Annotated in this window: 24 protein-coding genes, 1 other RNA gene and 1 pseudogene; 18 read left to right on the top strand and 8 right to left on the bottom strand. The window is 70.7% G+C overall.

The genetic code is table 11. The annotated features are described in order from the left end of the window. Nucleotides 1-159 precede the first annotated feature (159 nt). Complete coding sequence (locus IM770_RS04000; protein ID WP_307785367.1) at nucleotides 160-849, top strand: serine protein kinase RIO; 690 nt, start codon at nucleotides 160-162, stop codon at nucleotides 847-849. A 68-nt stretch (nucleotides 850-917) separates the two neighbouring features. Here the strand turns inward: IM770_RS04000 and IM770_RS03995 are convergent, their stop codons facing one another. Next, nucleotides 918-4,763, bottom strand: a complete 3,846-nt coding sequence (locus IM770_RS03995) for a S8 family serine peptidase (protein WP_203579785.1) — start codon at nucleotides 4,761-4,763, stop codon at nucleotides 918-920. Between the two features lie 120 nt (nucleotides 4,764-4,883). Between IM770_RS03995 and IM770_RS03990 the strand changes: the two genes are divergently transcribed. Continuing rightward, a complete protein-coding gene (locus IM770_RS03990) occupies nucleotides 4,884-5,858 on the top strand; it encodes a transcriptional regulator TrmB (RefSeq protein ID WP_307785366.1) in 975 nt (324 codons plus the stop codon). Between the two features lie 6 nt (nucleotides 5,859-5,864). Here IM770_RS03990 and IM770_RS03985 read toward each other — a convergent pair whose 3' ends face one another. Together IM770_RS03985 and IM770_RS03980 are read right to left on the bottom strand one after the other, a co-directional pair. Next, entirely contained in the window at nucleotides 5,865-6,197 is a 333-nt protein-coding gene (locus tag IM770_RS03985) for a hypothetical protein (RefSeq protein WP_203579784.1), read from the bottom strand. Continuing rightward, nucleotides 6,194-7,525 (bottom strand): MFS transporter, encoded by a 1,332-nt coding sequence (locus tag IM770_RS03980; protein ID WP_203579783.1) that lies wholly within the window; start codon nucleotides 7,523-7,525, stop codon nucleotides 6,194-6,196. The genes IM770_RS03985 and IM770_RS03980 overlap by 4 nt, the downstream gene beginning before the upstream one ends. Before the next feature lie 25 nt (nucleotides 7,526-7,550). On the opposite strand from IM770_RS03980, the gene prfB reads away from it, so the two are divergent. The 4 genes from prfB (at nucleotide 7,551) to smpB (ending at nucleotide 11,494) form a co-directional block, all read left to right on the top strand. Further along, entirely contained in the window at nucleotides 7,551-8,660 is a 1,110-nt protein-coding gene (gene prfB, locus IM770_RS03975; protein ID WP_203579782.1) for a peptide chain release factor 2, read from the top strand. A gap of 176 nt (nucleotides 8,661-8,836) precedes the next feature. Further along, nucleotides 8,837-9,976 (top strand): cell division ATP-binding protein FtsE, encoded by a 1,140-nt coding sequence (gene ftsE, locus IM770_RS03970; protein ID WP_203579781.1) that lies wholly within the window; start codon nucleotides 8,837-8,839, stop codon nucleotides 9,974-9,976. Further along, nucleotides 9,973-10,887 carry a permease-like cell division protein FtsX gene (gene ftsX, locus IM770_RS03965; protein WP_203579780.1) on the top strand — a complete coding sequence of 305 codons (915 nt, stop codon included), beginning with the start codon at nucleotides 9,973-9,975 and terminating at the stop codon, nucleotides 10,885-10,887. Before ftsE ends, ftsX begins: the two co-directional genes overlap by 4 nt. A gap of 130 nt (nucleotides 10,888-11,017) precedes the next feature. Next, a complete protein-coding gene (gene smpB, locus IM770_RS03960) occupies nucleotides 11,018-11,494 on the top strand; it encodes an SsrA-binding protein SmpB (protein WP_191171280.1) in 477 nt (158 codons plus the stop codon). A gap of 29 nt (nucleotides 11,495-11,523) precedes the next feature. Here the strand turns inward: smpB and IM770_RS03955 are convergent, their stop codons facing one another. Further along, a complete protein-coding gene (locus IM770_RS03955) occupies nucleotides 11,524-12,198 on the bottom strand; it encodes an SIMPL domain-containing protein (RefSeq protein WP_203579779.1) in 675 nt (224 codons plus the stop codon). Nucleotides 12,199-12,359: 161 nt separating this feature from the next. On the opposite strand from IM770_RS03955, the gene IM770_RS03950 reads away from it, so the two are divergent. From IM770_RS03950 to IM770_RS03905, 10 genes and pseudogenes are all read left to right on the top strand, one after another. Further along, nucleotides 12,360-13,190 (top strand): DUF4397 domain-containing protein, encoded by an 831-nt coding sequence (locus IM770_RS03950; protein WP_203579778.1) that lies wholly within the window; start codon nucleotides 12,360-12,362, stop codon nucleotides 13,188-13,190. Nucleotides 13,191-13,210: 20 nt separating this feature from the next. Continuing rightward, entirely contained in the window at nucleotides 13,211-13,840 is a 630-nt protein-coding gene (locus IM770_RS03945) for a class F sortase (protein WP_239065624.1), read from the top strand. Between the two features lie 36 nt (nucleotides 13,841-13,876). Further along, complete coding sequence (locus IM770_RS03940; protein WP_203579776.1) at nucleotides 13,877-14,428, top strand: RNA polymerase sigma factor; 552 nt, start codon at nucleotides 13,877-13,879, stop codon at nucleotides 14,426-14,428. Further along, nucleotides 14,415-15,170 carry an anti-sigma factor gene (locus tag IM770_RS03935; protein WP_203579775.1) on the top strand — a complete coding sequence of 252 codons (756 nt, stop codon included), beginning with the start codon at nucleotides 14,415-14,417 and terminating at the stop codon, nucleotides 15,168-15,170. Before IM770_RS03940 ends, IM770_RS03935 begins: the two co-directional genes overlap by 14 nt. A gap of 129 nt (nucleotides 15,171-15,299) precedes the next feature. Further along, a pseudogene (locus IM770_RS03930) lies at nucleotides 15,300-15,767 on the top strand (SRPBCC family protein); the annotation flags it as partial. A 560-nt stretch (nucleotides 15,768-16,327) separates the two neighbouring features. Continuing rightward, nucleotides 16,328-17,830, top strand: coding sequence for a phytoene desaturase family protein (locus tag IM770_RS03925; RefSeq protein ID WP_203579774.1), 1,503 nt, complete (start codon nucleotides 16,328-16,330; stop codon nucleotides 17,828-17,830). 162 nt (nucleotides 17,831-17,992) lie between these two features. Next, entirely contained in the window at nucleotides 17,993-18,412 is a 420-nt protein-coding gene (locus tag IM770_RS03920; protein ID WP_307785365.1) for a DUF2243 domain-containing protein, read from the top strand. Further along, nucleotides 18,409-19,230, top strand: coding sequence for a cytochrome c oxidase assembly protein (locus tag IM770_RS03915; protein WP_203579772.1), 822 nt, complete (start codon nucleotides 18,409-18,411; stop codon nucleotides 19,228-19,230). Before IM770_RS03920 ends, IM770_RS03915 begins: the two co-directional genes overlap by 4 nt. Nucleotides 19,231-19,304: 74 nt before the next feature. Next, nucleotides 19,305-19,592: a hypothetical protein gene (locus IM770_RS03910; RefSeq protein WP_239065623.1), complete on the top strand. Its 288-nt coding sequence runs from the start codon at nucleotides 19,305-19,307 to the stop codon at nucleotides 19,590-19,592. Continuing rightward, nucleotides 19,589-20,554, top strand: coding sequence for an SDR family NAD(P)-dependent oxidoreductase (locus IM770_RS03905; RefSeq protein WP_203579771.1), 966 nt, complete (start codon nucleotides 19,589-19,591; stop codon nucleotides 20,552-20,554). Before IM770_RS03910 ends, IM770_RS03905 begins: the two co-directional genes overlap by 4 nt. 19 nt (nucleotides 20,555-20,573) lie before the next feature. On the opposite strand, the gene IM770_RS03900 is transcribed toward IM770_RS03905, so the two are convergent. After that, entirely contained in the window at nucleotides 20,574-21,083 is a 510-nt protein-coding gene (locus tag IM770_RS03900) for a DUF2231 domain-containing protein (RefSeq protein WP_203579770.1), read from the bottom strand. Nucleotides 21,084-21,174: 91 nt separating this feature from the next. Continuing rightward, nucleotides 21,175-21,969, bottom strand: coding sequence for an SDR family oxidoreductase (locus tag IM770_RS03895; RefSeq protein WP_203579769.1), 795 nt, complete (start codon nucleotides 21,967-21,969; stop codon nucleotides 21,175-21,177). A 161-nt stretch (nucleotides 21,970-22,130) separates the two neighbouring features. Here IM770_RS03895 and ssrA point away from each other — a divergent pair. Continuing rightward, nucleotides 22,131-22,501, top strand: a transfer-messenger RNA (tmRNA) gene (gene ssrA, locus IM770_RS03890). Between the two features lie 130 nt (nucleotides 22,502-22,631). On the opposite strand, the gene IM770_RS03885 is transcribed toward ssrA, so the two are convergent. Together IM770_RS03885 and IM770_RS03880 are read right to left on the bottom strand one after the other, a co-directional pair. Then, the gene (locus tag IM770_RS03885) at nucleotides 22,632-23,801 is read right to left on the bottom strand and encodes a site-specific integrase (RefSeq protein ID WP_203579768.1); all 1,170 of its coding nucleotides are present in this window, start codon (nucleotides 23,799-23,801) and stop codon (nucleotides 22,632-22,634) included. Nucleotides 23,802-23,935: 134 nt separating this feature from the next. Next, nucleotides 23,936-24,247 carry a hypothetical protein gene (locus tag IM770_RS03880; protein WP_203579767.1) on the bottom strand — a complete coding sequence of 104 codons (312 nt, stop codon included), beginning with the start codon at nucleotides 24,245-24,247 and terminating at the stop codon, nucleotides 23,936-23,938. Between the two features lie 214 nt (nucleotides 24,248-24,461). On the opposite strand from IM770_RS03880, the gene IM770_RS03875 reads away from it, so the two are divergent. Further along, the gene (locus tag IM770_RS03875) at nucleotides 24,462-25,454 is read left to right on the top strand and encodes a glycosyltransferase family 4 protein (RefSeq protein ID WP_239065622.1); all 993 of its coding nucleotides are present in this window, start codon (nucleotides 24,462-24,464) and stop codon (nucleotides 25,452-25,454) included. Nucleotides 25,455-25,591: the final 137 nt, after the last annotated feature.

Raw genomic sequence — 25,591 nt, 5'->3', positions numbered from 1 at the left:
CTCCCACCCTGGAGTGCCCATCCGATGTCATCCGCACGCTTCGACGCGTCCGCATCCCTTCTTCCGCTCGAGCTCGAGCCGGGCCCCGGCCAACGCTGGTCGACCTGGCCGGCGTCTCCACCCACGCAACGCGGGCCGCTGCCGCATCCCGATTGGCTCGTGACATCCTCCGGCGCGTGGGACACCGAGCTCGGCGTCGTCAAGACCGGCAAAGAGGCCGACGTCCATCTCATCGAGCGCGCCATACCGGGCGCCTCCGGCATTCGGCTCGCCGCCAAGCGCTACCGCAGCACCCACCACAGCGATTTCCATCGCTCGGGCAGCTACGAAGAGGGGCGCACCATGCGCAACACCCGCGACGCCCGCGCGGTCGGCCGCAAGTCCGCCTACGGACGTTCGGTCGCCGCCGGGCACTGGGCCGTGAGCGAGTTCGACGCCCTGTGCCGTGCCTGGCGTGCCGGGGTTCCGGTGCCTTACCCCGTGCAGGTGAGCGAGACCGAGGTGCTGATGGAGTTCATCGGCGACGGCCGGACGGCTGCGCCGCGCCTGGCGCAGAGCCGGCGGCACGGGGAGCAGTTGACGGATGCCTACAGGCAGGTCGTCGGCATCCTCGAGGCCTTCGCGCGCGCGGGTTTCGCGCACGGTGACCTGTCGCCGTACAACCTGCTCGACCACGACGGCCGCGTGGTGGTGATCGATCTGCCGCAGATCGTGGATGTCGCCGCGAATCCGCAGGGCCTCGACTTCCTCTACCGCGACGTGGTCAACGTGTCGACCTGGTTCGCCAGGCGAGGTCTGGAGAACGACCCGGAGGACCTCTTCGCCCACCTCGTCGCGCAGCTGTGGTGACGCGGGTGGCGGGTGCCCGACGCCGAAGTGCCCCGGCGCTCGCGCACCGGGGCACTTCGGCTCGGTCCCTAGCGAACGCCCTTGGCCGGGGTCGCCTGGAACGCGTTCTCGATCTCCTGCGTGAAGGTGTTGCCCTCGGCATCCGTCGCCGTCACCCGCAGGTCGACCCAGCCGCCCTTGTCGGGAACGGAGATCTGCGCGGCGTACCCGCTCACCCACGCGCGCGACTCGGCGAAGATGTACCCGTCGCCCTTGACCGCGCCGGTGGGGGCATCCGTCGCCGCCGTCTTCAGGCCGACCGGCACCCACTCGCCGCCCGCGGTGCGAGCCTCGAGCGTCGCGCCCGTGATCGCGCCGGCGGGCGCCGTGCCCGCGACGTGACCCAGTTCGAGCCCGAGGGCGACCGGCGAGCCCTTGCGACGGCCTTCGCCCACGAGGTTCTTCTCGTTGACGTCGACGTCGTAGTACGCCTGGATCATTGGCAGTCGCCGGTAGTCCCAGTCGCCCTGCTGACCGGCCGAGCGGAAGGCCCACTCGGTGACGGTCTTCGTGGAGCCCGCCAGGTGAGCGCCGTCGTGGGTCGCGGTGCTGACGACGCGCCAGTCCTGCTCGCCGTCCGGCAGGTCGAACACGTTGGCGCCCTGGTGCTCCTTCTGCGCGAACAGCTCGCCGTCGATGTAGAGGTCCATCGACTGGTGGACGGTCGACGGCTCCATCCACGTGTCGAAGGCGCCGGTGTGATCGCCGCTGCCGCCGTCCGCCCAGCTCGGGATGTTGATCTGGGTGTTGTCGGACTGGCGGTACGGCACCCAGTAGCCCGTCGCAACGTACGGACGCACGATGCCGCCGTAGTACTCGGCTTCGGTGCGCTCGCCCGGCTGGTAGGTGCGCTGGATGTCGCGCATCTCCCAGCCGACCGACGTGATCGTCGCGCCCTGGTACCAGCGGAGCTGATCGGTGTTGACCCATTCGGCGCGCGCGGTGCCGCGCTGGGTGCGCATCGGGAATCCGCTGCCGTACTCCGCGCCGGGCACGAAGTCGTAGCGGAACTCGCCGATCTCCTCGGCCTGGCCGATGTAGCGGGTGTCGATGCGCGCGAGGTCCTTGGCCGTGTGGCGGTAAGCGAGGTCGGCGGGGATCTCGCCGTCTCCGAACTCGGCGATGTCGTACACCACCTCGGCCGTGGGCACTCCCGCCGCCGTCAGCGTGACCTTCTTCGCCGCCAGCTGCTGGAGCAGCGCGCGCCCCTCGATGCCGCTGATGCCCGCGACCGGGAGGGCGGCATCCGTCGTGTAGTCCTCGGATCCGACCCACTCGTTGAACTCGCCGTCGGCGTCGTTCACGACCACCAGCAGCTTCGCGCCGGCGGCTGCCGCATGCGCGGCGCGGGCGGATGCCGACACCTCGGCCGACCGCGTCACCACGGCGATCTTGCCCGCGACGTCGACGGCGGCGAACTCCTCGGCGCTGCCCGTGCCGGCATCCACGGCGGCCGCCTTGAACGAGCCGTCGAGGAGCGTCGAGCCGATCTGCACGATGAGGTCGAGCGGCTTCTTGCCCGCCGAGACCGTCAGCAGCGGGGTCTGGAGCCTCCAGCGGGTCGTGAAGCCGAAGTCCGCGTCGTCGACCGTCATCGGCTGGGCCCACAGCTCGTCGGTCCACACCGGCATCAGGGCGCTCGCCGCGAAGGCGTCGACCGTCACGTCCATGCGGCGGAAGACCGGCTCGAGGCCGTCCTGACCCACGTCGACCGTGACCTGTTCGGCGGTGCGGGCGTCGAGTGAGACGGTGCGGTTCTGATCGAGGGTCAGCGTCGGTTCGCCGACCAGCACGCTGGCGATGGTGTCGGGGGTGCGGTTCAGCTCCATGAACGACATCACCGTGTAGTCGCCCTTCATGAGGCGCAGGGTGGTCTCACCGTCGACGAGCACGGGCTCGGCCCACTCGGTGGACGGATCCCACAGCATCGCGTAGGCGGCAGTGGGGTTGCCCTCGAAGTCGGTCGCCGCGATCGTGAGGTCGTAGCGCTCGGCCTCGGCGATCGTGCCCAGCGCCGTGCGGGTGACGGGCGCGTCGTCGACCGAGCCGACGAGCACGCCCGACAGCTGCGTGCCGGCCGGCACCTTCGCGGGATCGACCGTCATGGTCGCCGAGCGGGTCTCGCCCGCCGGGATCGTCAGCGTGTCGACGTCGAGCGTCAGCGCGTCGAACGCGATCCCCGCCGACAGCGGGGCGGGGCCGCCGGCGCCGGGGGTGGTATCGGACAGCGTGGGGGTCAGCGCGACCGTGATCTCGGCATCCGTCCGGTTCGTGTACTCGACCACGCGCTCGACCGGGGTCGGCTCTTCGCCCCACATCAGCATGCCGAAGTCTCCGGAACCCGATGCCACGACCGGCGCCTCGAGAGCCCCGTCGACGTCGATCACGCCCGTGCCTCCCTGATACGCCGTGTAGCCGACGTCGGTCGCGGTGCTCGCGAGCGCGGCCTTGAGCTGCGCGGTGGTGTAGCCGGGGTTCGCGCCGAGCAGGATCGCGGCCGCGCCCGCGACGTGCGGCGTCGCCATCGACGTGCCGCTCATCCCGATGTAGGGGCCCTCACCGCCGCTGTCGGCCGATCGTGCCGCGGTGACGTCGTTGCCGGGGCCGGTCACGTCGGGCTTGAGTGCGCCCGAGCGCGACAGCGGGCCCTGGCTTGTGAACCACGACAGCGCGCCGGAGGGGTCGTCGACCGAGCCGACGGTGAACGCCTCGGCCGCTGATCCGGGGGCGCCGATCGTCTCGGGGGCCCCGGAGTTGCCGGCGGCGACCACGAACAGCGCGCCCGTCTCTGCGGCGATCCGGTTGAGTGACTCCGCCATCAGATCCTTGCCGTCGGACGGCGAAGGCGACCCCAGGCTCATCGACACGATGGGGGCGTTCTGACCCGCCCACTCCATCGCCTCGATGATCCAGGAGTCCTGGCCCCACCCGCTGGCATCCAGCACCTTGCCGACCAGCAGGTCGGCGCCGTCGGCCACGCCGCGGTGGGTGCCGCCGCTCGCGGCGCCGGTGCCGGCGATCGTCGAGGCGACATGGGTGCCGTGGCCGTTGGGGTCCCAGGCCACCTCCTCGCCCGGCACGAAGCTCTTCGATTCGGGCAGCACGCGGCCGTCGAGGTCGGGGTGGGTGTCGTCGTAGCCGGTGTCGAGCACGGCCACGGTCACGCCTTCGCCGGTGTAGCCCGCGGCCCAGGCCTCGGGCGCGTCGATGTAGCCGACACTCCCGTCGAGCGTCGCCTGCACCTTGCCGTCGAGGTGGATCGCCTCGATGCCGCCGGCGAGGGCCGGGGCTGACGAGAACGTCCGCGCGCTGGGCGCGGTGAGCGCCTGCCACGCCGCCGACGCGTCGCTGTGGCCGAGCGTGGCACCCGCTGCGCCGATGCTCTCGAGCTGCGTCTGCAGTTCGAGGCCGGGGACGGGGGCCGCGTAGCTCCGGGTTGCGGCGGCGTCCTGCTCGACGATGACCGGCGTCGCGTCGACGGACGCGTCGTCGTAGCCGTACTCGATGAGGAGCGAGACGTTGAACAGGTCGGCGTCGAGCGCACGCGAGGCGAGATACGGCATGGCGGCGTCGGGCACCACGTGCAGGTCGCCGGCGGCCTCGTAGGTGCGGGCGCCTGCGCCCTCCACGGCCGGGTCGATCGATACCGCGTGCGTGCCGTCCGACAGGTCGGTGACCGTGACGCGATCGCCGGTGATCAGCGTGACGGTATGGGTGCTGCCGGCGACCGCGGGCGAGGTGGGGGCATCGTCGCGGGCGGACGTGGCGGTCGCCGGCAGGCTGGTCAGGCCGATGCCGGCGATGCCGATCGCCAGACCGCTCGTGGCGGCGACGATCGGTCGCAGGCGGCGGCCGATGGGCTGGGGTCGTGACATTCGCGAACCTCTCGGTGTGGGGATTCCGTACCCCCACCTTCGTGCGCCCGATGCCTAAAGTGGTTGGCGGAGAAATGCCATGACCGTCATCCGCCAGCACCGGCGGGCGACGATGGATGAGTGGAGAAGACCGCGGTGCTCGATGCGCTGGGCCTCGATGAGGCGCACACGGGGGTCTACCGCTTCGTGCTGCAGCAGCCGTCGGCGTCGACGGCCGAGATCGCGTCGGGGCTCAGCATGTCGCTGCCGCGCACGCGCCCGATCGTCGCCGAGCTGGAGCGCCTGGGCCTGCTCGCCCGTCAGGCGGCGAACAGCGACCGGTTCGTGGCGTCGCCGCCGTCGATCTCGCTGCGTCCGCTGCTGCTGGAGCGCGAAAGGGGACTCACCCGGGCGCACGAGACGCTCGTGGAGCTGAGCGACCTCTACCGGCGGTCGGCCGAGCAGCGCAGCGTCGCCGACGTGGTGGACGTCGTCATCGGCGACGATGCCGTGCGGCAGCGCGTGGCACAGCTCCAGGCGGCCTCGATCGAGCAGGTGCGGGTACTCGTGCTCAACGAGATCGCGCTCTTGAGCGGCGAGGACAACGTCGAGGAGGACCGAGCCCTCGCGCGCGGCGTGCGCTACCGCGTGATCGTCGAGAGCGCGGTGCTCGAGCGACCCGGGTTCCTCGCAGCGGCCAGGGAGATGGCCCAGATCGGCGAGGAGATCCGCGTTCTGCCGACTCTCCCGACCCGCATGTTCATCGCCGACGATCAGATGGCGCTCGTGCCGATGCACTCGCAGGACGAGGACCGCGGCTTCGGCGCCCTGCTGATCCACCCGAGCGGCCTGCTCGACCTGGTCTCATCGATCTTCGAGGAGTACTGGCGGGCCGCGACCGAGTTCCTCCCGATCGCCGCGGGCCCGGTGACGGAGGACGTCGACCGCGATCTGCTGCGGCTCCTGCTGCTGGGGATGACGGATGCCGCAGCCGCCGCCCAGCTGGGCATCTCACTGCGTACGGTCCAGCGTCGGGTGGCCGAGCTCATGGAGGCCGCCGGGGTCACCACGCGCATGCAGCTCGGCGCGGAGGCCGTCCGCCGCAGCTGGGTCTGAGCGCGCCTACCAGCCGTGGGTGTTGAGCCAGTCGCGGCGGCGCCCCGCGTCCGCGGCCGTCTCGGACCCGTCGAACGTGTCGTGATCGACGAGTCGCGAAAAGTCGTCGAGCTCGACGAACCGCTGGCACACCGGGCACAGGGCTCGCCCGTCGGGAAAGCCGTCGGCCAGCGGCTCCGCGGGCGACCCGGGCGCGCCGGAGCCGGGGCAGTGGGCGGCGTCGGCTCCGGCATCGGCCCACATGATCGTCCGGTGGCGGTGAAGCCCCGCGTGATCGAGCGGACGCGTGCAGCGGCGTCCGTCTTTGCGGCTGCGGCAGAACAGGACGACCTCGCTCACGGCGTCACCCGCGGGACGTAGCGCGGAACCCAGCGCACGAAGGCGAGCGCGCCGAGGAGCCCGACCGCCCCCATGGCGCCGGCGGCCACGGCGAGCGACGCCGCGGCGGCGATGCCCGACACCAGCAGCGGCGCCACTGCGCCGCCCGCGTCGGTGAGGGTGCGCCACGACCCGAGGAACGGCGCCGGGTCGGCCGCCGGCGCGACATCGGCGCCCAGAGTCAGGAGGATGCCGCTCGACAGCCCGTTGCCTACGCCGAGGACGGCGGCGAACATCGCGAACCACATCGCCGCCTGCGGCAGGTCGTGGGTGAACGCCAGGGCGACGAATCCGGCCCCCATCAGCAGCATGGCGGGCAGGGCGGCCCACAGCCGTCCGAACCGGTCCATCACCTGACCGCTGGCATAGAAGAGCGCGAAGTCGATCGCGCCCGAGATCCCCACGACGAGCGCGATCGTCTGCGCGTCGAGGCCGATCGACACGCCCCACAGCGGCAGCACGACCTGCCGCGCCGAGCGGACGGCGGAGAGGGATGCCGCGGCCAGGCCGAGCGTCGAGAGCACGCGGCGGTGGCGCCACATCGTGCGGAGGACGCCGGTGCCCGGTCCCGATGCCTCGCCCGCCCCGTCTCTCGGGCGCTGGGCGCGCGGGAGACGGATCGAGCCGGTGACGGGCTCGCCGGTGTCTTCGGCATCCATCGCATCCCCGCGTCGAGTGCCCGACGGCGGACGGACGAACTGCTTCTCGGGGTCGGGACCCAGCAGCACGAGCACGACCGTCGCCACGAGGCATCCGCCGAAGAACCAGATCGTGGCGTGCTCGTCGCCGAAGATCGCGAGCAGCGCGGCCGCGACGAACGGCCCGATGAACATGCCGAGGCGGAAGGTGCCGCCGAGCAGCGAGAGGGCGCGGGCACGGAACGAGAGGGGAACGCGCGTCGTCATGAACGAGTGGCGGGCCAGGCCGAAGGCCGCGGCGCAGATTCCGATGAGGAACACGGCGATCGCGAAGATCCCCAGTGACGGGGCGAGCGCCATCCCGATGACTCCGGCGAGCGAGACGAGCCCGGCGATGGCCATCGTGAGTCGCTCGCCGATGCGCGCCACCGCCCAGCCGGCAGGGATGTTTCCGCACAGCTGCCCGACGACGAGCGCCGAGGCGACAAGCGCGGCGGTCGCGACATCCGCTCCGAGCTGCGCGGCGATGACCGGGATCAGCGGGATGACGGCTCCCTCGCCGAGGGCGAACAGCACCGTCGGGCCGTAGACCATCGGGCCGAACCGCCACAGCACGTCGCGAGCGGTGGGGGAGTCGGCGTGATCGGACATCGCTTCCACGTTAGTCTGGAGTGTCATGCTCGACTTCGATCCCTCCGCCGACATTCAGGCCCTGCGTTCCACGTTCGCCGACATCAAGGCCGTGGTCGACGTCGAGGCACTCAACGCCGACATCGCCCGTCTCAGCGAGGAGGCCGGCGCCCCCGACCTCTGGGACGACGTGGAGAAGGCGCAGAAGGTCACCAGCGCCCTCAGCCACCGCCAGGCCGAACTCAAGCGCGTCGCCGACGTCGAGCAGCGCCTCGACGACCTCGACGTCCTCGTCGAGCTCGCCAACGAGATGGACGACGAGGACTCCGCCGAGGAGGCCCGCCACGAGATCGCCGAGCTGGAAGACATCATCAGCCAGCTCGAGGTGCAGACGCTTCTCGACGGCGAGTACGACGAACGCTCCGCTGTCGTGACGATCCGATCCGGTGCGGGCGGCGACGACGCCACCGACTTCGCCGAGATGCTGCTGCGCATGTACCTGCGCTGGGCGGAGCGCCACAAGTACCCGGTGAAGGTCATGGACACCTCCTACGCGGAGGGCGCCGGCATCAAGTCGGCGACGTTCGAGATCGACGCCCCCTACGCCTACGGCACCCTGTCCGTCGAGGCGGGTACGCACCGCCTCGCGCGCATCAGCCCCTTCGGCTCGGCCGACAAGCGGCAGACGTCTTTCGCCGCCGTGGAGGTCATCCCGGTGATGGAGGAGGCCCAGGAGGTCGACATCCCCGAGGGCGACATCCGCGTCGACGTCTTCCGCTCGTCGGGCCCCGGCGGCCAGTCGGTGAACACGACCGATTCGGCCGTGCGCCTCACCCACATCCCGACGGGCATCGTCGTGTCGATGCAGAACGAGAAGTCGCAGATCCAGAACCGCGCCGCCGCGATGCGCGTCCTGCAGACCCGGCTCATGCTGCTGCAGCGCGAAGAGGAGGCCGCGAAGAAGAAGGAGCTCGCCGGCGTCATCACCGCGAGCTGGGGCGACCAGATGCGGTCGTACTTCCTGTACGGCCAGCAGCTCGTGAAGGACCTCCGCACCGGCCATGAGGTCGGCAACCCCGCGGTCGTCTTCGACGGCGACCTCGACGGCTTCATCTCGGCCGGCATCCGCTGGCGCAAGCGCAAGGACGACGACTGACTCGTCGTCACCCCCTTCCGCGGTTTCGAATCGCGCACTTGGCACTCATCCGGCGTGAAAAGCTGCAAAGTGCGCGATGCGAAAGGCGGTGTCGGCAGCGAGCCGCCGGAACCGATGCGCAAACGTCGAGTGTCGCTGGACGCCCGTCCGGGGCATCCGCATAGGCTCGTTAGGCCATGATCCGGTTCGAGAACGTCACGAAGCGCTTTCGCGGCACTTCCCATCCCGCGCTGAGCGATGTCGACTTCGAGGTGCAGCGCGGGGAGTTCGTCTTCCTCGTCGGCGCCTCCGGCTCAGGCAAGTCGTCCTGTCTGAGGCTGATCCTCCGGGAGGAGACGCCGTCCGAGGGGCGCGTGGTCGTTCTCGGCCGCGACCTGCGGAACCTGTCGAACCGCAAGGTGCCGTATTTCCGGCGCCACGTGGGCGCTGTCTTCCAGGACTTCCGGCTGCTGCCGACCAAGACCGTCTTCCAGAACGTGGCCTTCACGCTGCAGGTCATCGGGTCGTCGCGCGGTTTCATCCAGCAGGCGGTCCCCGAGGCGCTCGCGCTCGTGGGCCTCGCGGGCAAGGAGAAGCGGTTCCCGCACGAACTGTCCGGCGGCGAGCAGCAGCGCGTCGCGATCGCGCGCGCCCTGGTGAACCGGCCCCAGATCCTGCTGGCCGATGAGCCGACCGGAAACCTCGACCCCGCGACCTCCGTCGACATCATGCAGCTCCTGGCGCGCATCAACGCCGGCGGCACGACGGTCGTGATGGCCACGCACGAGGCGGGCTTCGTCGACCAGATGCAGCGTCGCGTGATCGAGCTGGTCCACGGCGAGATCGTGCGCGACGAGCGCCACGGCGGGTACGGCGACCGCTCCGGCCTGCCGAGCCTCGCGCCCGAGCCGGAGCGCGGCGCGGCGGCCGTGGCCGCGCTCACCGCCGTTCTCGAAGTGCAGCGAGAGGCGGCTATCGCCGCCGCCGCGGGACTGGATCCGACAGCCGTCGACGACGATGAGCTCGACGCGACGGAGACGGATGCCGCGTCGCCGGCCGCTGCGGCGGCAGCCGCGGCCGCCGCCGCGGCCGCCGCGGTCGCGGTCACGGCGGAAGAGGCGCGTCAGGCCGCAGCGCTGGCTCAGGCGATCGATGAACCGGCGACCGACAGCGAGCCGGAGGACGAGGCATCCGTCCCCCCGAAGCCGGCACCCCCGCATACCCAGTCGATCCCGATCGTCGACGCGCGCGAGCTCGCGGTGGAGGAGCTGGGCCTCGCCGACCGGCTGGGTCTCGGCGAAGTCGATCCCGACGACGAAGTGGGGCCCACCTCATGAGGTTCGGACTCATCATGTCGGAGGCGTTCACGGGCCTGCGGCGCAACCTGTCGATGGTCGTGTCGGTGGTGCTCGTGACGTTCGTCTCGCTGACGTTCGTCGGAGCCGCGATCCTCATCCAGATGCAGATCGGCACGATGCGCGACTTCTGGGTCGAGCGCGCGCAGGTCGCCGTCTACATGTGCACGAACATCTCGACGCCCGCGACGTGCGCGAACGGCGAGGCGACCCCGGAGCAGGTCGAGGAGGTGCGCGCGAAGCTCGAAGGCAGCGCGCTCGCGCCGCTCATCCGCGACCTGCAGTTCCTCGACCACCAGCAGGCGTACGACGAGCTGCTCCAGATCGCGGGGGAGGAGAACGCCAGCGTCATCACCCCCGACCAGGTGAACGAGACCTTCCGCATCACGCTGGTCGACCCGTCGCAGTCCGACGTGATCATCGAGGCGTTCAGCGGCATCCAGGGCATCGAGCAGGTCCAGGATCAGATGCAGTACCTCGACCCGCTGTTCTCCGCGCTGACGATCGCGACCTACATCGCCGTCGGCATCGCGGTGCTCATGCTCATCGCGGCGGTGCTGCTGATCGCCACGACGATCCGGCTCTCGGCCTATGCGCGCCGGCGAGAGCTCGGCATCATGCGCCTGGTCGGGGCGTCCAACCGCTTCATCCAGACCCCGTTCATCCTGGAGGGCGTGTTCGCCGCGCTGCTCGGATCGCTGCTCGCCAGCGCGGCCGTGATCGCGGGCGTGCACTTCGGCGTCGACAACTACTTGCGAGGTCGCGTCGACTTCGTGACGACCTGGGTCGACCTGGGCGACGCGTGGCTGGTGGTGCCGGTGCTGATCCTCGTGGGCGTGGTGCTCGCGGCGCTGTCGGCGGGCTTCGCGATCCGCCGCTGGCTTCGCGCGTGACGCGCACCAGTCGCTGAGGGCGCGCGACCTTCACCGGTCGCTGAGCTTGTCGAAGCGCGGGGTAGACTGACAGGCTGCCGTGGGCGCCTTGATCCGAGGGATCGCCCGGAGGCATCAGCGAGGAGATATCATGCCCAGGGAACGCGGGGAGAAGGTCGTGGCGACCAATCGTCGCGCGCGCCACGAGTACGCGATCGAGAAGACGTACGAGGCCGGCCTCGTGCTCACCGGCACCGAGGTGAAGTCGCTGCGCGAAGGGCGGGCGAACCTGTCGGACGGCTACGCGTACATCGACAACGGCGAGGCGTTCCTCGACGCGGTGCACATCCCGGAGTACTCGCAGGGGCACTGGACCAACCACTCGTCCAAGCGCACACGCAAGCTGCTGCTGCACAAGGAAGAGATCGTCAAGCTGTCGCACGCGATCTCGGCCGGCGGCTACACGCTGATCCCGCTGAAGCTCTACTTCTCGGACGGGCGCGCCAAGGTCGAGATCGCCGTCGCCAAGGGCAAGCGCGAGTACGAGAAGCGTCAGACGATCCGCGAGCGTGAGGACAAGCGCGAGGCCGAGCGCGCGATGCGCAGCCGCAACCGCCTGGGCGAGTGAGGGTCGGACCTACCGGACATCCGCGGCGCTCATCGCGCGGCGAACCGGGCCTCGACGGCGGCCGAGACGACGATGTCCTCCGGCTGCAGCTGCACGGCCGGCGCGCCCCCCGCATCGGCGGCGAACGACGCCTTCGCCATCAACATGCGGGGTGCCGGTCCCGACTCGGGGCGACCCTGCTCCGTGAGCAGCCCGACATCGGCGAGCTCCAGTGCGGTGACCTTGTCGAGTCCGAGCGCGCTCGCGTAAGCCGTCGCACGGTCCACGGCGACGCGGACCGCTGCGGTCGCGACCTCTCGCTCTGTCGCAGCGCGAGTCTCGGGTGTGAGCTTCCACTCGATCCAGCCGAGTTGCACGCCTTCGCGCTCCGCCACCTCGCCGGCCCACCATGAGAGCACGGCGAAATCGGTGAACGTGACGGAGAAGTCCACGGTGGCGTGATGCACGGGCGCGAGACGCTTGCCCTCGTTGTTCCAGGGACGCTCCGACCACACCGACACTCGCTGGCTGGTCCACTCGGCCACCGTGCCGGCCGTCTTCCGCGAGACCAGGTCGTCGCGCACCGGCTCGGTGAGCCCTGCCATGCGCTCGACGACCGCGCCGCGCTCGGGTCCCTCCGCGCGGATGGTGAGGTGCGCAACCGCGCGCTCCGGGGCGATGCGGGCTTCGTGCTCCCCGCGGACCGTGATGACGACGTCGCTCATGACGCCGACTCTACGCGGCGGGCGCGTCGGCGGTGAGCAGGTACGACTGCGCGAACCCCTCCTCAGAGAAATCTTCATTCAGCTGCATCCAAATGGCGGCGGCCGCGGGAATCACTTGTCGATGGGCGGCGCAACGACCGCCCCGACGAAGGAGGACCACCGTGCGAAACAAGATTCTCGCGGGCATCGCCGCCGGGGCCGTCACCGCCCTCGGCCTGATGGTCGCCCCCGCCCACGCCGCCAGTGCCGGCGACGCCCAGCTGTCGGTGCTTCACGGCGTTCCCGGCACAGCCGTCGACGTGTACGTCAACGGCGAGCGTACCCTCGACGACTTCCAGCCGGGCACTCTGGCCGGGCCGCTCGCGCTGCCGGCCGGCGACTACGAGGTCGCGCTGACCGCCACCGACGCCGCGGACGACAGCTCTCCGATCGTCGGCCCGGTGACCCTCACCCTCGCGGCGGACACCGACTACACCGCCGTCGCCCACCTCCCTGCCGCAGGGGGCACGCCGACCGTGACGGCGTTCACCAACGACACGTCGGCCACCGCCGCGGGCGAAGGCCGGCTCACCGTCCGGCATGTCGCTGCGGCGCCCGCCGTCGATGTGCTCGCGGGTGGATCACCGGTCATCGAGGACCTGTCGAACCCGAACGAAGCCACCCTCGATCTGCCGGCGGGAACCGTCTCGGCCTCGGTCGCTGCGGCCGGGACCACCGACCCCGTCCTCGGTCCCACCGACGTCGACGTCCAGGAGGGCGCGCTGACCATCGTGTACGCGTGGGGCAGCCTGGAGGACGACAACCTGGCCGTCGCCGTCCAGACGATCTCGGGTCTGCACTCGGCTCCTGACGGGGTGCCGTCGGGCAGCGGCGGCCAGCTCGCCGCACAGGACGCGACGGTGCGGGCGCTCTTCGTGCTCGGGGGGCTCGCGGCTGCGGCGCTGGTCGCGGCATCCGCGCTCGTGGTCGCCCGCGCACGGACCGACCGCTGAGCGGGTACGACATGGCACGGATGACCGCGAGGGCGCTGACCGCTCTCGCGGTCGTCCTCGTGCTGGCGGGGTGCGGCTCGGGGCAGGCCGAGTCCACCTCGCCGTCGACGGCACCGACGGCCGCGGCGACCCCCACGCCGCTCCCCACACCGGTCGTCGAGGTGCCGGTCGCGGCGGCCACCCCGACACCTGCGCGCACCCCCGTGCCGCCCGTGCGGGTGGTCGCCGCTTCTGTCGGCGTGGACATGCCGGTGGTCCCCGTCGGCGTCGAGGAGGGCGGCTTCATGGAGCTTCCGGTCGACCCGGCGATCGCGGGTTGGTACCGGTTCGGCGCCGATCCGACGAGCGCGGACGGAAACACGGTGATCTCGGCGCACGTGGACGCGCCGGCCCACCCCATCGGACCCTTCAGCCGCCTGCGCGACCTCGCGCAGGGAGACACCGTGGATGTGACGGATGCCGCGGCCGCCGCGCACCGCTACTCGGTGGAGTCCGTCACCTACTACCCGAAGGCGGTGCTGCCGGTGGACGAGCTGTTCGCCCGCGCCGGCGCGAGGAAACTCGTGCTGATCACGTGCGGCGGAGCGTTCGACTCCAGCACGGGCCGCTACGCCGATAACGTGGTCGCCATCGCGACCCCGATCCCGTGAGCCGGCGACGCCGCCGGCCCGAAGAGAGGACACAGCGTGGACGACGCGCACGAACGGGAGCTGAGCGATCGCTTCCGCGTCGGCGACGAGCGCGCGCTCGAAGAGATCTACCGCCGCTGGTCGCCGGTGGTGTTCACGATGGCGCTGCGGTTCGTCGGCGATCGTGGCGACGCCGAGGACGTGACGCAGAAGACCTTCGTCTCGGCATGGACGTCGCGCGAGTCGTACGACGCCTCGAAGGCGAAGCTCTCGACGTGGCTGATCGCGATCACGCGACGCCGCATCGCCGACACGCTCGAGGCGCGCACGCGCGTGCGTGCGCTGCAGGAGGAGCTGCAGCGGTTCACGACGCCGGACGCCGTCGTGGGCGCCGAGATCGACCTCGGCGACCGGCTGCTGCTCGCCGACGAGATCGATCGGCTCGAGCCGGACGCCCGCCGTGTGGTGCGCCTGGCGTTCTACGACGACCTGACCCACGAGCAGATCTCCGAGAGGTTGGGCATGCCGCTCGGTACCGTGAAGAGCCATATCCGGCGAAGTCTCATCCGCCTGCGGAGTCGATTGGAGGTGGGTCATGCCGCACCTTGACCCCGACCGCCTGTCGCTGATCGCGCTCGGAGAACCCGCCACCGATGGGGAGCGCGCGCACCTCGACGTGTGCGACGCGTGCGCGCTCGAGCTCGCCGAGCTCGAGTACACGGTCGTCGTCGGTCGCTCCACGGTCGCCCTCGGCGACCTCGAAGCGCCGCCCGAGCGGGTGTGGGGGCGGATCGCCGACGAACTCGGGCTCGACGCCGCCCGCGCCGTGCCGGCGGGCACCGACGCGGAAGCGGCGGCTGGGGCCGCGGCATCCGTCCCCGTCGAAGACAGGGTGGCGAGCGCGCCCGCGCGCCGCACACCGCGATTCCGGCTGCTGTTCGCGCTCGCGGCGAGCATCGCCTTGGTGCTCGGTGTCGTCGGGACGGTTGCGCTCGTGAGGCAGAGTCAGCCGGTCGAGATCGCTGCGGCCACGCTCGACGCCTTCCCTGCGCATCCGGATGCCTCAGGCTCCGCGGTCGTGGTGGAGAAAGCCGACGGCGCGCGGCTGATCGAGATCGATCTCGACGACGCCGCGGCGGACGACGGCTTCCGCGAGGTGTGGCTCATCAAGGCCGATGCCTCGGATCTGGTCAGTCTGGGCGTGCTGGAGGGGACGACGGGAACCTTCGCGGTTCCCGACGGCCTCGATCTGCGTGAGTTCGCGCTCGTCGACGTGTCGCAGGAACCGGACGACGGGGACCCGACCCATTCGGGCGACTCCATCGTGCGCGGGGAGCTCGGGTTCGCGTGATCTCGGCGGGCTGGCGCCCCCCCGGGCGGTGGGTGGTCTGCCACAGGCGTCGCCTGCCGCGCAACCCGCTCCTCGCCCTGGCGACGCCGGTCTAGCGTCGACAGCAGGTGACCCGAGGGGAGCGACGCCATGTCCCGCAACGTGAGGCTGCTGCACTGTGTGCCCGACGACGTGTTCGAGGTGCTGAGCGACGGGTGGCTCTATCCGTCGTGGGTGGTCGGGGCCTCCCGCATGCGCGAGGTGGACGAGACCTGGCCGATGGCGGGCGCCGAACTGCACCATTCGTTCGGTGTGTGGCCGGCACTGATCAACGACAAGACGGTCGTCGAGGAGTTCGTGCCGGGGCGCATGATGGTCATGCGGGCGCGCGGGTGGCCGATCGGCGAGGCCCGGGTCACCATCGACGTCAAGTCCCGGGGCGACGAGTGCGTCGTGCGCATCCAGGAGGAGGCGATCGCCGGGCCCGGGCGCCTGGTGCCTGCGCCGCTCATGGACATCGCCCTCCACTGGCGGAACGACGAGACGCTGCATCGGCTGGCCTACCTTGCCGAGGGGCGGGCCGCGCGCCGCACGGCGGCGACCACGGCGGAGAAGGAGATGGCCGCATCCGGCGAGGAGCCGTCGGCTGCGTCCGGCGAGGAGCCGTCGGCTGCGCCTTACGCGAGCGAGGGGACGGATGCCGCGTCCCGCGGTGTCGGGTCGGATGAGGGAGAGGACGGACGGATGACGCACGAGAAGGAGCCCGAGTCGGCGGCGCCGACCGGGGAGAGCGAGTGGGTGGACGCCGCGACGTCGATCGACGCGGTCGAAGCGGGACCAGCGGATGAGCCCGGCGAGAGCGAATCGCTGCCTCCGTTGACCTCGAGCCCGGCGAGCGCCGCGGGGGCGAGCTCGGGCAGTGCGGATTCCGCCGCGGAAGGCTCCGCCGCAGCCGACGCGCGATCCGCGGGGCTCGATGAGCGCGTCGCGCGCGGCGACGAAGCCGGCGCCTCGGCGGGCGCTCCCGAGGACTCGTGGAATCCGATGTCAGGGGCCGGTGAGTCCGAGCCGATCGCGCCTGGCGCCGGAGAACCCGCGCGGCCGGCGAAGAAGCCCGCGTCGAAGCCGACGTCGAAGCCGAAGCGCCCGACGCCCGGCACCGAGGAGGCGCCGTCACCGTGAGCGCTCGGCCCCGGCGCGGCGGCACCGAGCTGGATGCCGTGATCGTGGGATCCGGGCCCAACGGGCTCGCCGCCGCCGTCACCCTCGCCCGTGCGGGACTCCGCGTGTGGGTGTTCGAACGCGCCGACCGTCCGGGCGGCGGGGCGGCCACGAGAGAGCTGACGCTCCCCGGCTTCCAGCACGACGTCTGCTCAGCGGTGCACCCGATGGCCTTCGAGTCGCGGTTCTTCCGCGAATTCGGCCTTCGTGAGCGCGTCGAGTTCGTCACGCCCGAGGTCTCGTTCGCGCACCCGCTCGACGAACGCCACGCCGGTGTCGCGTTCCGCGACTTCGATCGCACGATCGAAGGGCTCGGTCCCGACGCGCTCGCCTACGCACAGCTGCTCGGACCGCTGGTGCGGCGCTCCACCGCCGTCGCCGACTTCACCGGCTCGCCCCTCGTGCGCGTGCCCGACGACATCCCGACCGCGTTGGCGTTCGGGCTCCGAGCGCTCGAGCAGGGAGGCCCGGCCTGGAACGCGCGCTTCCGGGAGGACGCCGCCCCGGCGATGCTCACCGGCGTCGCTGCGCACACCATCCTGTCTCAGCCCAGCGTCGCCGCAGCCGGCGCGGGACTGGCGCTCGCCGCCTACGCCCACGCGCGCGGGTGGCCCATTCCGATCGGGGGGAGCCAGGCAATCATCGACGCGATGGTCGACGATCTCCGCGAGCACGGCGGCGACGTGGTGGTCGATCACGAGGTCACGTCGCTCGATGCTCTTCCCGACGCGGCCGTGACTCTGCTCGACGTCACCCCGAAGGCCCTGATCCGCATCGCGGGGGATGCCATGCCGCCTCGCTATCGACGCCGGCTGCAGCGCTTCCGCTACGGCGACGGCGTCGCGAAAGTCGACTTCGCCCTGAGCGAGCCCGTGCCGTGGACGCACCCCGAACTCGGCCGGGCGGGCACGGTGCACGTCGGCGGCACACGGGCGGAGGTGGCGGATGCCGAGAATCAGGTCAATCGCGGCCGTCTGCCCGAGCGCCCCTATGTGCTGGTGTCGCAGCCCTCGCTGTTCGACCCGACCAGAGCGCCCGCCGGCAAGCACACGCTCTGGACCTACACGCACGTCCCCGCCGGGAGCGCGGTGGACCGACGCGAGGCCGTGACCCGCCAGATCGAACGGTTCGCCCCGGGCTTCCGCGACACGATCCTCGCCACCAGCTCGCGCACGGCGCGAGAGGTCGAACGGCACAACCCGAACTATCCGGGCGGCGACATCGCCGCAGGCGCGCCGAACCTGTGGCAGCTCGTCAGCCGGCCCGTGCTGAGCCCGGATCCGTGGCGCACGCCCATTCCCGGCGTCTACCTCGCGGGCGCGTCCGTCGCGCCCGGACCCGGCGTGACCGGGCTCCCGGGCTGGTTCGCGGCCCTGAGCGCCCTCCGCCACGACTTCGGCACGCGGACGCGTCCCGACCTGTCGCCGCGGGAGGCGCGGCGCACGAGACGCTCCGGGTAGCTAGCACGTCCTCGGTCACGCGTCGAGCCCCTTCATCGCGGGTGCGCGAAGCAGGATCTTTCGCGTGTGTCCACCCGCCGCGACTCGCGCGCCGAGAGACGCTCGTCTGCCGGACTATGGCGAGCGTACGCTGATCGGCCCGCGCACAACGTGTGGTCCGGCGTGCTGTTCGGCATCGGGCTGATCGCCTTCGTCGATGAGACGGTGTTCCACCAGATCCTGCACTGGCACCACTTCTACGATCTCGCCTCGACCGACGTCGGACTCGCCTCGGACGGCCTGTTCCACGCTCTCAGCTGGTTCGCGACGATCGCGGGGCTCTTCCTGCTGGCCGACCTGCGACGGCGGGATGCCCTGGTGTGGTCGCGCTGGATCGGCGGGGTGCTGCTGGGTGCCGGCGCGTTCCAGCTGTATGACGGCATCGTGCAGCACAAGCTGTGGGGCATCCACCAGATCCGCTACGTCGACGACATCATCGTGTACGACGTGATCTGGAACGTGACGGCTCTCGCGATGATCGGCCTGGGCGTCGTCCTGCTCGCGGCGGGGCGGGCCTCCCGCATACGGAGGCGCTCCCGATGAGCAGCGGCTTCGTGACCGCCGTCGGTCATGACGGCATGCATCCCGGGGCGGGGTCGCTCGCCGCCATCCCCCTGGTATTCGCCGGCGCCGCCGTCTGGGCGTACGCGGCGGCCGTCGCCGCCTCGCGCGGGCGCGGCCGGCCGTGGCCGGTCCACCGACTCGCGCTGTGGGTGGCGGGTGTCGCACTCGCGGTCATGCCGACTGTGGGACCGCTCGCCGTGGCGGCATATGACAGTTTCGTCGCGCACATGTGGGCGCACCTCCTCGGCGGCATGGCGGCCCCCGTGCTGCTGGTGCTCGCGGCGCCGGTGACCCTCGCTCTGCGCACGATGCACGTCACGCCGGCTCGGCGGCTCTCGCGCCTGCTCGGCAGCCGGCCGGCGGCCGTGGTCGGCCATCCCGCCACGGCGGGGCTGCTCAACGCGGGCGGGCTGTGGCTCCTCTATCGCTCGCCGGTCTTCGAGGCTGTGCACGGATATCCCCTCATGCACGCGCTCGTGCACCTGCATCTCGTCGTCGTCGGCTGTCTGTTCACCGCTGCCGTGATCGGGCTCGACCCCGCGCCGCATCGGCCCCGTCGTCTCGTCGGCGCCGTGGTGCTGGTGCTGACCGCGGCATCCCACGCGGTCCTCGCCAAGCATCTGTACGCATACCCGCCGGGCTCACTGCCGCTCGCCGAGGCGCAGGCCGGTGCGCAGCTGATGTACTACGTCGGAGGGTGGGTCGAGGCATCCGTCGTCCTCATCTTCTGCGCGCAGTGGTACCGCGAAGCGGGGCGCCGTCTCGCCCGGGCGGGGAGGTCGGCGCCCATCGCGTGAACGCCAATCATCCCGTCGACGCCGGCTGTCAAGGGGGACGACCGCAGGTACGGTCGCGACCTACCGTCGCCGGCATGGACTCTCACCGTCAGAACCCCGACGCGGCGGCGTCGAAGCGCGACGCGTCGCGGCCGCTCTCCGAGCAGGAGTCGCTGCGCAAAGACATGAGCTACAGCCCGGCGAGCGAGACCGAGACGCAGCACAAGCAGAAGGACGCGCTGCCCGACACGGTGGACCCCGACATCGATGCGCACGCCGTCAGAGTCGTGCCGGGCACCGGCGGGCCGGACGACGTAGGCGACGTCGACGTCGACCCCGACGACCTCGACCTGCCGCGCCGCTCGTCCCCGGCCGAGCGATGAGCCTCGCAGAGCCGCCCGTCGTCGTCATCACGGGCGCCTCGAGCGGCATCGGACGGGCGACCGCCCGGCGGTACGCGCGACGGGGTGCCCGACTCGTGCTCGCCTCGCGCAGCGAGCCGGCGCTCGAGACCGTGGCGGCGGAATGCCGTGAGCTCGGGGCTCACGCGGTCGCCGTGCCGACCGATGTGTCGCACGAGGGTCAGGTCCGGGCACTGGCCGCCTCGGCGGTGAACGAGTACGGCCGCATCGACGTCTGGGTCGGCAACGCCGGGGTCTTCGCCTACGGCTCGTTCGAACACCTGCCGCCGAAGCTCTTCCGTCAGGTGCTCGAGACGAACCTCATGGGACAGGTGCACGGAGCCCGCGCGGTGCTGCCGTACTTCCGGCGCCAGGGCGCGGGAACGCTCGTGATCGTCGCGTCGATCTACTCCCGCGTCGGGTCGCCGGTCATCTCGCCGTACGTGACCAGCAAGTGGGGCCTGCTGGGCTTTGCCGAGTGCCTCCGTCAGGAGCTCAGGGGGAGCGGCATCCGCGTGCGCGTCGTCCTTCCCGGAACGATCGACACTCCCATCTACCAGCACGCCGCGAACGTCACCACCCGCCATGTGCGGCCGCTGCCTCCGGCGTCCTCACCCGAGCGGGTGGCGCGGGCCATCGTGCGCGCGCCGCGCCGACGGCGGTTCTCGACCTATGTGGGGCGCGTCCAGAAGACCACAGTCCTGGTGCACGACGTCGCACCGGCCGTGTTCGACGCGGCGTCCTCGGTGATGGTCGAGCGCGTCGAGCTCCGCGGCGAGGGCGCCGAGGTCACACCGGGCACGGTGCACGAGGCGCCCGGCGTGGCAGGCCCGGTGACCGGCGGCTGGCGCTCGCGCGGCATCCGTCTGCTCCTCGGCGCGGTCGCCGCCGCGGCGCTCTCGGCGCTGCTCATCGGGCGCCGCTCGGCCATCACCGGTTGCTGAGCCGTCCGTCCACGACGGTTCAGCGGAACCCCTCCATCTGGGTGCGCTCGTCCGCAACGCGCACGCCGTAGCGGTACGCGAGCTTGCCGCCCAGCCAACCCGACAGCCCGAGCGCGGCGAGCCCGACGAGGCTGAGGATGAAGCCCCAGATGCTGACCTCATCGTCGTCATCGGCCGACAGTCTCACGAGCAGATTGATGACGTACAGCGCGGTCACTCCGAGGTTGAGCGCCATGTGGATCGTCGCGGTGCGGCGCGCCGCCGTGCTGCGCCCGAGCTGGAGGTAGTCGAGAAAGCCCCAGATCGCCGCGAGCACCGCGCCGATGAGGCCGATGACGATGAGGATCCACGCGCCGCGGACGTACGGCTCGGGGTTGTCGGACGCGAGCCCGATGATGTCGAAGATCAGGCTCGCCACCCACGTGCCGATCGGGATCGTCACGAGGATGGGGTGGAAGGGATGGCCGTAGGGTCCGGCGAGAGCCGTACGCGGCTGCTTGGCCCGCTGCTGCGGGGTGTTCTGCGACATGTCTCACTCCTTGCGTGGGGTGGCCTCAGCCGACCACCGCCGGCGGTGCCCTGCACGGGCCTTGACAAGGCGGACGAACGGATGCCTCCGCCTAGGCCTCCCGCCACCCGGTGTCGCCCAGCTCCGAGCCGCCGACCGGTCCCATCAGCAGCATCCCGCCGTCGACGACCCACGACGCCCCGGTGACGTACGACGAGGCGGGCGAGGCGAGGAACGCGACGACTTGGGCCACCTCCCGGGCGTCGCCCGATCTGCCGAGCGGGATGCCCGGGCGCTCGGTCTGGGCGACGTCGGCGTCCTCCTGGCCGGTCATGGGGGTGGCGATCTCTCCGGGAGCGACGCTGTTGGCCGTGATGCCGTGGACCCCGAGCTCGAGCGCGGCGCTCTTCATCACCGCTCCGAGCGCATGCTTAGCGGCGTTGTACGCGGTGAAGCCCACACGGGGCTGATGCTCGTTGACACTGGTGACCGCGATCAGGCGCCCGCCGCGCCCGGCTTCCACCATCAGCCGGGCCGCGCGCTGCACGATCCGGAAGGCGCCGGTCAGGTCGACGGCGAGCGTCCGGTCCCAGATGTCGGCGCCCAGCTCCAGGAAAGGCTCGCTCTGCACCATGCCCGCGTTGCTGACCAGCACGTCGACGCCCCCGAGCCGCTGCGCGAGGTCGTCCACGACGTCGGCTGCGGACGGATCGCCGGTGTCGAGGTAGGCGATCTCCGCACGCCGGCCGTGAGAGCGCACCTCGTCGGCCGTCTCGAATCCGCCCCGTTCGTCGGCGTGCCACGTGATGCCCACGTCCATGCCGTCCCGTGCCAGCGCGACGGCGACCGCACGTCCGATGCCCGAGTCCGATCCGGTGACGATCGCGATGCGATGGCGCGCTTCCATCCCGCGAGTCTGGCCGCGGACCGACGGTTCCCGCCGGGAATGGCGGGGGAGCGGCATCCGTTATAGACTGATGTGCTCGGATGCGTCAGCGCCCGAGTGTTGGCAACTCCACAGTGTGACAGCGGCCCTTCGCAAGAAGGATGACCCTCTACCGAGGGCACGGGGATGATCGGTTTCGACATCGCCTGTGAATCTGCGTGAAGCGGGCCGAGGATGCAGGGTTATCTCGTGAACGCTCCCTGCAAACCAATAACTGCCGAAAAGAAGCAGTCCGCGTTCGCCCTCGCTGCCTGAGCAGCGAGCCCGACGCCGTCAATCCGTGACTGATCCCGTCACGGGTATTGGCGTCATCTAGGGATCTTGCTGCGTGACGACGCCTGAGCGTCACGTGGGACTCTTATCAGGCTGGGCTCGTCGACTTAGGTGTCTGTGACAAAGGTCGGAGCCGAGTAGAACGCTCGCACAGACTGCGCCCGGAGAAACCGCAGTTACCCAGCGATGGACGGGGGTTCGATTCCCCCCATCTCCACGAACCGTTGTCACAGAAGAGGGTCAGAAACCCGCGGAATCACGCGGATTTCTGACCCTTTTCGTTTCGTTGGCTCCGGCGCCGATTCGCGATTTGCCCACAATTTGCCCTCGCCCTCGGATTTGCCCACAAGTCATACCTGAACGATCCGGCTGACGTCGGCGGCGAGCGCGCCCTTGGTTGAGGCGTGCGGCGACGTCGGCGAGGTCGTCTCGAACAGGTCGGCATAGGTGTCGAGCGTCATCGCGGCGGACTTGTGGCCGAGCATCCGCTGCACCGCCTTGACGTTCGCGCCCGACGAGATCGCGAGGCTCGCCGCCGTGTGTCGTAGGTCGTGAGGTGTGAGTCGCTCGACGCCGGACCGCTCGAGCGCCGCGGCGAACCAGGAGGTCGTGCCGACACTCGTCTTCGCCCGCCGCAGGTGGTTGCCGTCGGCATCGGTCAACACGAGGTCGTCCGGGCCCTTGCCGGCGCACATCTCCCGGAGCGGTGCCTCGAGGAACTCGGGGAACGGGACGATCCGTCGCTCCCAGTTCTTCGGCGCTCCGACGACAATGCGGCCTTCGACCTCGACGGCGGCACGATTGACCTGGATACGATCGCGGTCGAAGTTGATGTCGCGCACGTGCATGCCGATCGCCTCGCTCCAGCGGAGCCCGCAATACGAGAGAACGAGGATGAGCGTTCGGTAGGTCGACGTGCTCGCAGCCTCGGCGAGCTGGACCACCTCGGCGTGCGTCAGATACCGGCGCGGCTTCTCGGATCGCTTCGCTGGCAGGTTTTGCGCGCCGCGGGCGACGTTGCGCGCGATGCGTCCGTCGCGGACCGCGGTGTCGAGGATGCCGGCGAGCACGCCGAGCGCGCGGTAGACGACAGTCGCCGAGCGAGGCTTTCCTGTGACTCCGTTGCTCTTCGTCCGATTGGTCGCCGCCGTACCTTCGGAGAGCTCGCGGATCCACTGCTCGACCTGGGATGCGCGGATGTCGCCGATGCGCGTGTCTTCCCACCGCGGTCGCACGTACACGCGCCAGGACGTCTCAAGCGAGCTGTACGACGACGCCTTGAGCGAGTGCCGCTTGTTGCGCATCCACTCGGTGCCGAGATCGCCGACCGTCGCTCGTGCCGCGGCCGGATCGGTGTAGGAACCGTCGGTGCGGGCAACTTCCGTACGGGCGAGGAAGATCTCGGCGTCGCGCTTCGTGCGGAACCCGCGCTTTTCGACCTGACGATGAGTGCTGTCGTCGCGCCAACGAACTCGATAGCGTCGTCCGGCCGCTGCCTGATAGCTCGCGATGCTTCCCATTCTGACCTCGCTGTCAGGCTAGTTCAGGGTGCGGACACACGGGGCGTGGCTTTGTCGCTCATGACGATCCCCATCCGGGCGCAGGCCCGATCAGGATCGCGACGTGAGTGCGAGCAAGCTCCGCATGATGCCGTTCAGTACGCGAACGGCTTCCGAAGCTCCTGCATCGGCTGGCCCACCTCGACCAGATATGTCAAGGGCAGCGGACCGAAGACGTCCGCGACCTCACCGCCGAGCTGTTGCGGAAAGGCGACGACGAGTTCAATGCCTGGGCGACGCATGTTGCCCATCAGGTAGTCCACACCCCTGATGCGCTTGAGGCGACCGCTCACGCGAGGTCGTGAACTGCTGTGGTTCGGAGGGCGCGCGAACGAAATACGGTGGTTGATGTCGAAGTCGTCGAGATCTCCCACGGCGCACGAGCGGGCGCGTGATGACTGTTCCATGCCTCATCGTCCCATGCGGCAGGCGCGAGTGGGGGCCGAGCGCGAGCAGCCCGGAGTGCTCGCGGAGTCGTGCGTCGGGTGCACGAGCCGACTCGAGCTGTGAGCCATCCAGGATGGGGGCGTAACGTCCGACCATGAGCGCACAGGCACAGACGAACGGTAGCGACGCGCCGGCCACCGCGACGAACCGACGAGTGCTCGAGTGAAGGTCGCGATGCTCGGTCCCATCGCCTGGCGGACGCCGCCGATCAGTTATGGACCGTGGGAGCGCGTGACGAGCCTGCTGACCGAGGAGCTGGTGCGTCGCGGGGTAGACGTGACGCTGTTCGCCACCGCCGACTCGATCACCGGCGGCGACCTCGATGCCGTCGCGCCGCACGGCTACGCGGAGGATCCGACGATGGACGGCCGGGTGTGGGAGGCGCTTCACGTCGCACACGCGCTGGAACGGTCCAGCGAATACGATCTCGTGCACAACCAGCTCGACTGGCTGCCGCTCGCCTTCACCGCCCATTGGGCCGCCCCGATGGTCACGACGATCCACGGCTTCTCCGGTCCCGCGATCCTGCCCGCGTATCTCGGCTCGGCTTCGACGTTCGTCTCCATCTCCGACGCCGACCGCTCCCCCGGCCTGGAGTACCTCGCGACGATCCACCACGGGATCGATCCCGAGGAACTCCCGTACGTACCCGAGCCGGACGACTACCTCGTGTCGTTCGGACGCATCCACCCCGACAAGGGCACCGCTACGGCGATCGAGATCGCGCGACGGGCCGGCCTCCGGCTGGTGATCTGCGGCCTCGTCCAGCACGTCGATTACTTCCGCAACGAGGTGGAGCCCCACATCGACGGGGACCGCGTCGTCTTCCTCGGCGCCGTGGCACCCGAGGAACGCGCGCGCGTCCTCGGTCACGCCGCCGCACTGCTGCACCCGATCGACTTCGACGAGCCGTTCGGGCTCTCGGTGGCCGAATCGATGATGTGCGGAACGCCGGCTCTCGCTTACCGCCGGGGATCGATGGCGGAGGTCATCGACGAGGGTGTGACGGGCAGCACCGTGGCCTCGATCGACGAGGCGATCTCGGCTCTCCCGGCCGTCGCGTCGCTGGACCGTCGTCGCGTCCACGAACGCGCCATCGCGCGATTCGGCGTGGAGCGGATGGTCGACGAGTACCTGAGCGTCTACGAGACCGTGCTGGCTCGCTGACCCTGTGACGACGTCCAGGTCGGACGTGTACCGTGCAACCACAGCGTCCGGGTGCGAACCCGGAGGTGGACCGGACCGCGGCGATGAAGGCGTGGTTCCACGAGGGATGCCGCCGGCAGACGTCTCGCCATCGCTTG

It is taken from the genome of Microbacterium hibisci (genome assembly GCF_015278255.1).
Taxonomy (GTDB): domain Bacteria; phylum Actinomycetota; class Actinomycetes; order Actinomycetales; family Microbacteriaceae; genus Microbacterium; species Microbacterium hibisci.
The sequence above is the reverse complement of the archived record's forward strand: the minus strand, read 5'-3'. Positions and strand labels throughout refer to the sequence as shown.

What these genes read in the sequence shown, in the direction of transcription:
- IM770_RS03995 (WP_203579785.1), bottom strand. Translation starts at nt 4,763, where the DNA reads ATGTCACGACCCCAGCCCATCGGCCGCCGCCTGCGACCGATCGTCGCC.
- IM770_RS03980 (WP_203579783.1), bottom strand. Translation starts at nt 7,525, where the DNA reads ATGTCCGATCACGCCGACTCCCCCACCGCTCGCGACGTGCTGTGGCGG.
- prfB (WP_203579782.1), top strand. Translation starts at nt 7,551, where the DNA reads ATGCTCGACTTCGATCCCTCCGCCGACATTCAGGCCCTGCGTTCCACG.
- ftsE (WP_203579781.1), top strand. Translation starts at nt 8,837, where the DNA reads ATGATCCGGTTCGAGAACGTCACGAAGCGCTTTCGCGGCACTTCCCAT.
- ftsX (WP_203579780.1), top strand. Translation starts at nt 9,973, where the DNA reads ATGAGGTTCGGACTCATCATGTCGGAGGCGTTCACGGGCCTGCGGCGC.
- smpB (WP_191171280.1), top strand. Translation starts at nt 11,018, where the DNA reads ATGCCCAGGGAACGCGGGGAGAAGGTCGTGGCGACCAATCGTCGCGCG.
- IM770_RS03955 (WP_203579779.1), bottom strand. Translation starts at nt 12,198, where the DNA reads ATGAGCGACGTCGTCATCACGGTCCGCGGGGAGCACGAAGCCCGCATC.
- IM770_RS03945 (WP_239065624.1), top strand. Translation starts at nt 13,211, where the DNA reads ATGACCGCGAGGGCGCTGACCGCTCTCGCGGTCGTCCTCGTGCTGGCG.
- IM770_RS03935 (WP_203579775.1), top strand. Translation starts at nt 14,415, where the DNA reads ATGCCGCACCTTGACCCCGACCGCCTGTCGCTGATCGCGCTCGGAGAA.
- IM770_RS03915 (WP_203579772.1), top strand. Translation starts at nt 18,409, where the DNA reads ATGAGCAGCGGCTTCGTGACCGCCGTCGGTCATGACGGCATGCATCCC.
- IM770_RS03910 (WP_239065623.1), top strand. Translation starts at nt 19,305, where the DNA reads ATGGACTCTCACCGTCAGAACCCCGACGCGGCGGCGTCGAAGCGCGAC.
- IM770_RS03905 (WP_203579771.1), top strand. Translation starts at nt 19,589, where the DNA reads ATGAGCCTCGCAGAGCCGCCCGTCGTCGTCATCACGGGCGCCTCGAGC.
- IM770_RS03900 (WP_203579770.1), bottom strand. Translation starts at nt 21,083, where the DNA reads ATGTCGCAGAACACCCCGCAGCAGCGGGCCAAGCAGCCGCGTACGGCT.
- IM770_RS03895 (WP_203579769.1), bottom strand. Translation starts at nt 21,969, where the DNA reads ATGGAAGCGCGCCATCGCATCGCGATCGTCACCGGATCGGACTCGGGC.
- IM770_RS03885 (WP_203579768.1), bottom strand. Translation starts at nt 23,801, where the DNA reads ATGGGAAGCATCGCGAGCTATCAGGCAGCGGCCGGACGACGCTATCGA.
- IM770_RS03880 (WP_203579767.1), bottom strand. Translation starts at nt 24,247, where the DNA reads ATGGAACAGTCATCACGCGCCCGCTCGTGCGCCGTGGGAGATCTCGAC.
- IM770_RS03875 (WP_239065622.1), top strand. Translation starts at nt 24,462, where the DNA reads ATGCTCGGTCCCATCGCCTGGCGGACGCCGCCGATCAGTTATGGACCG.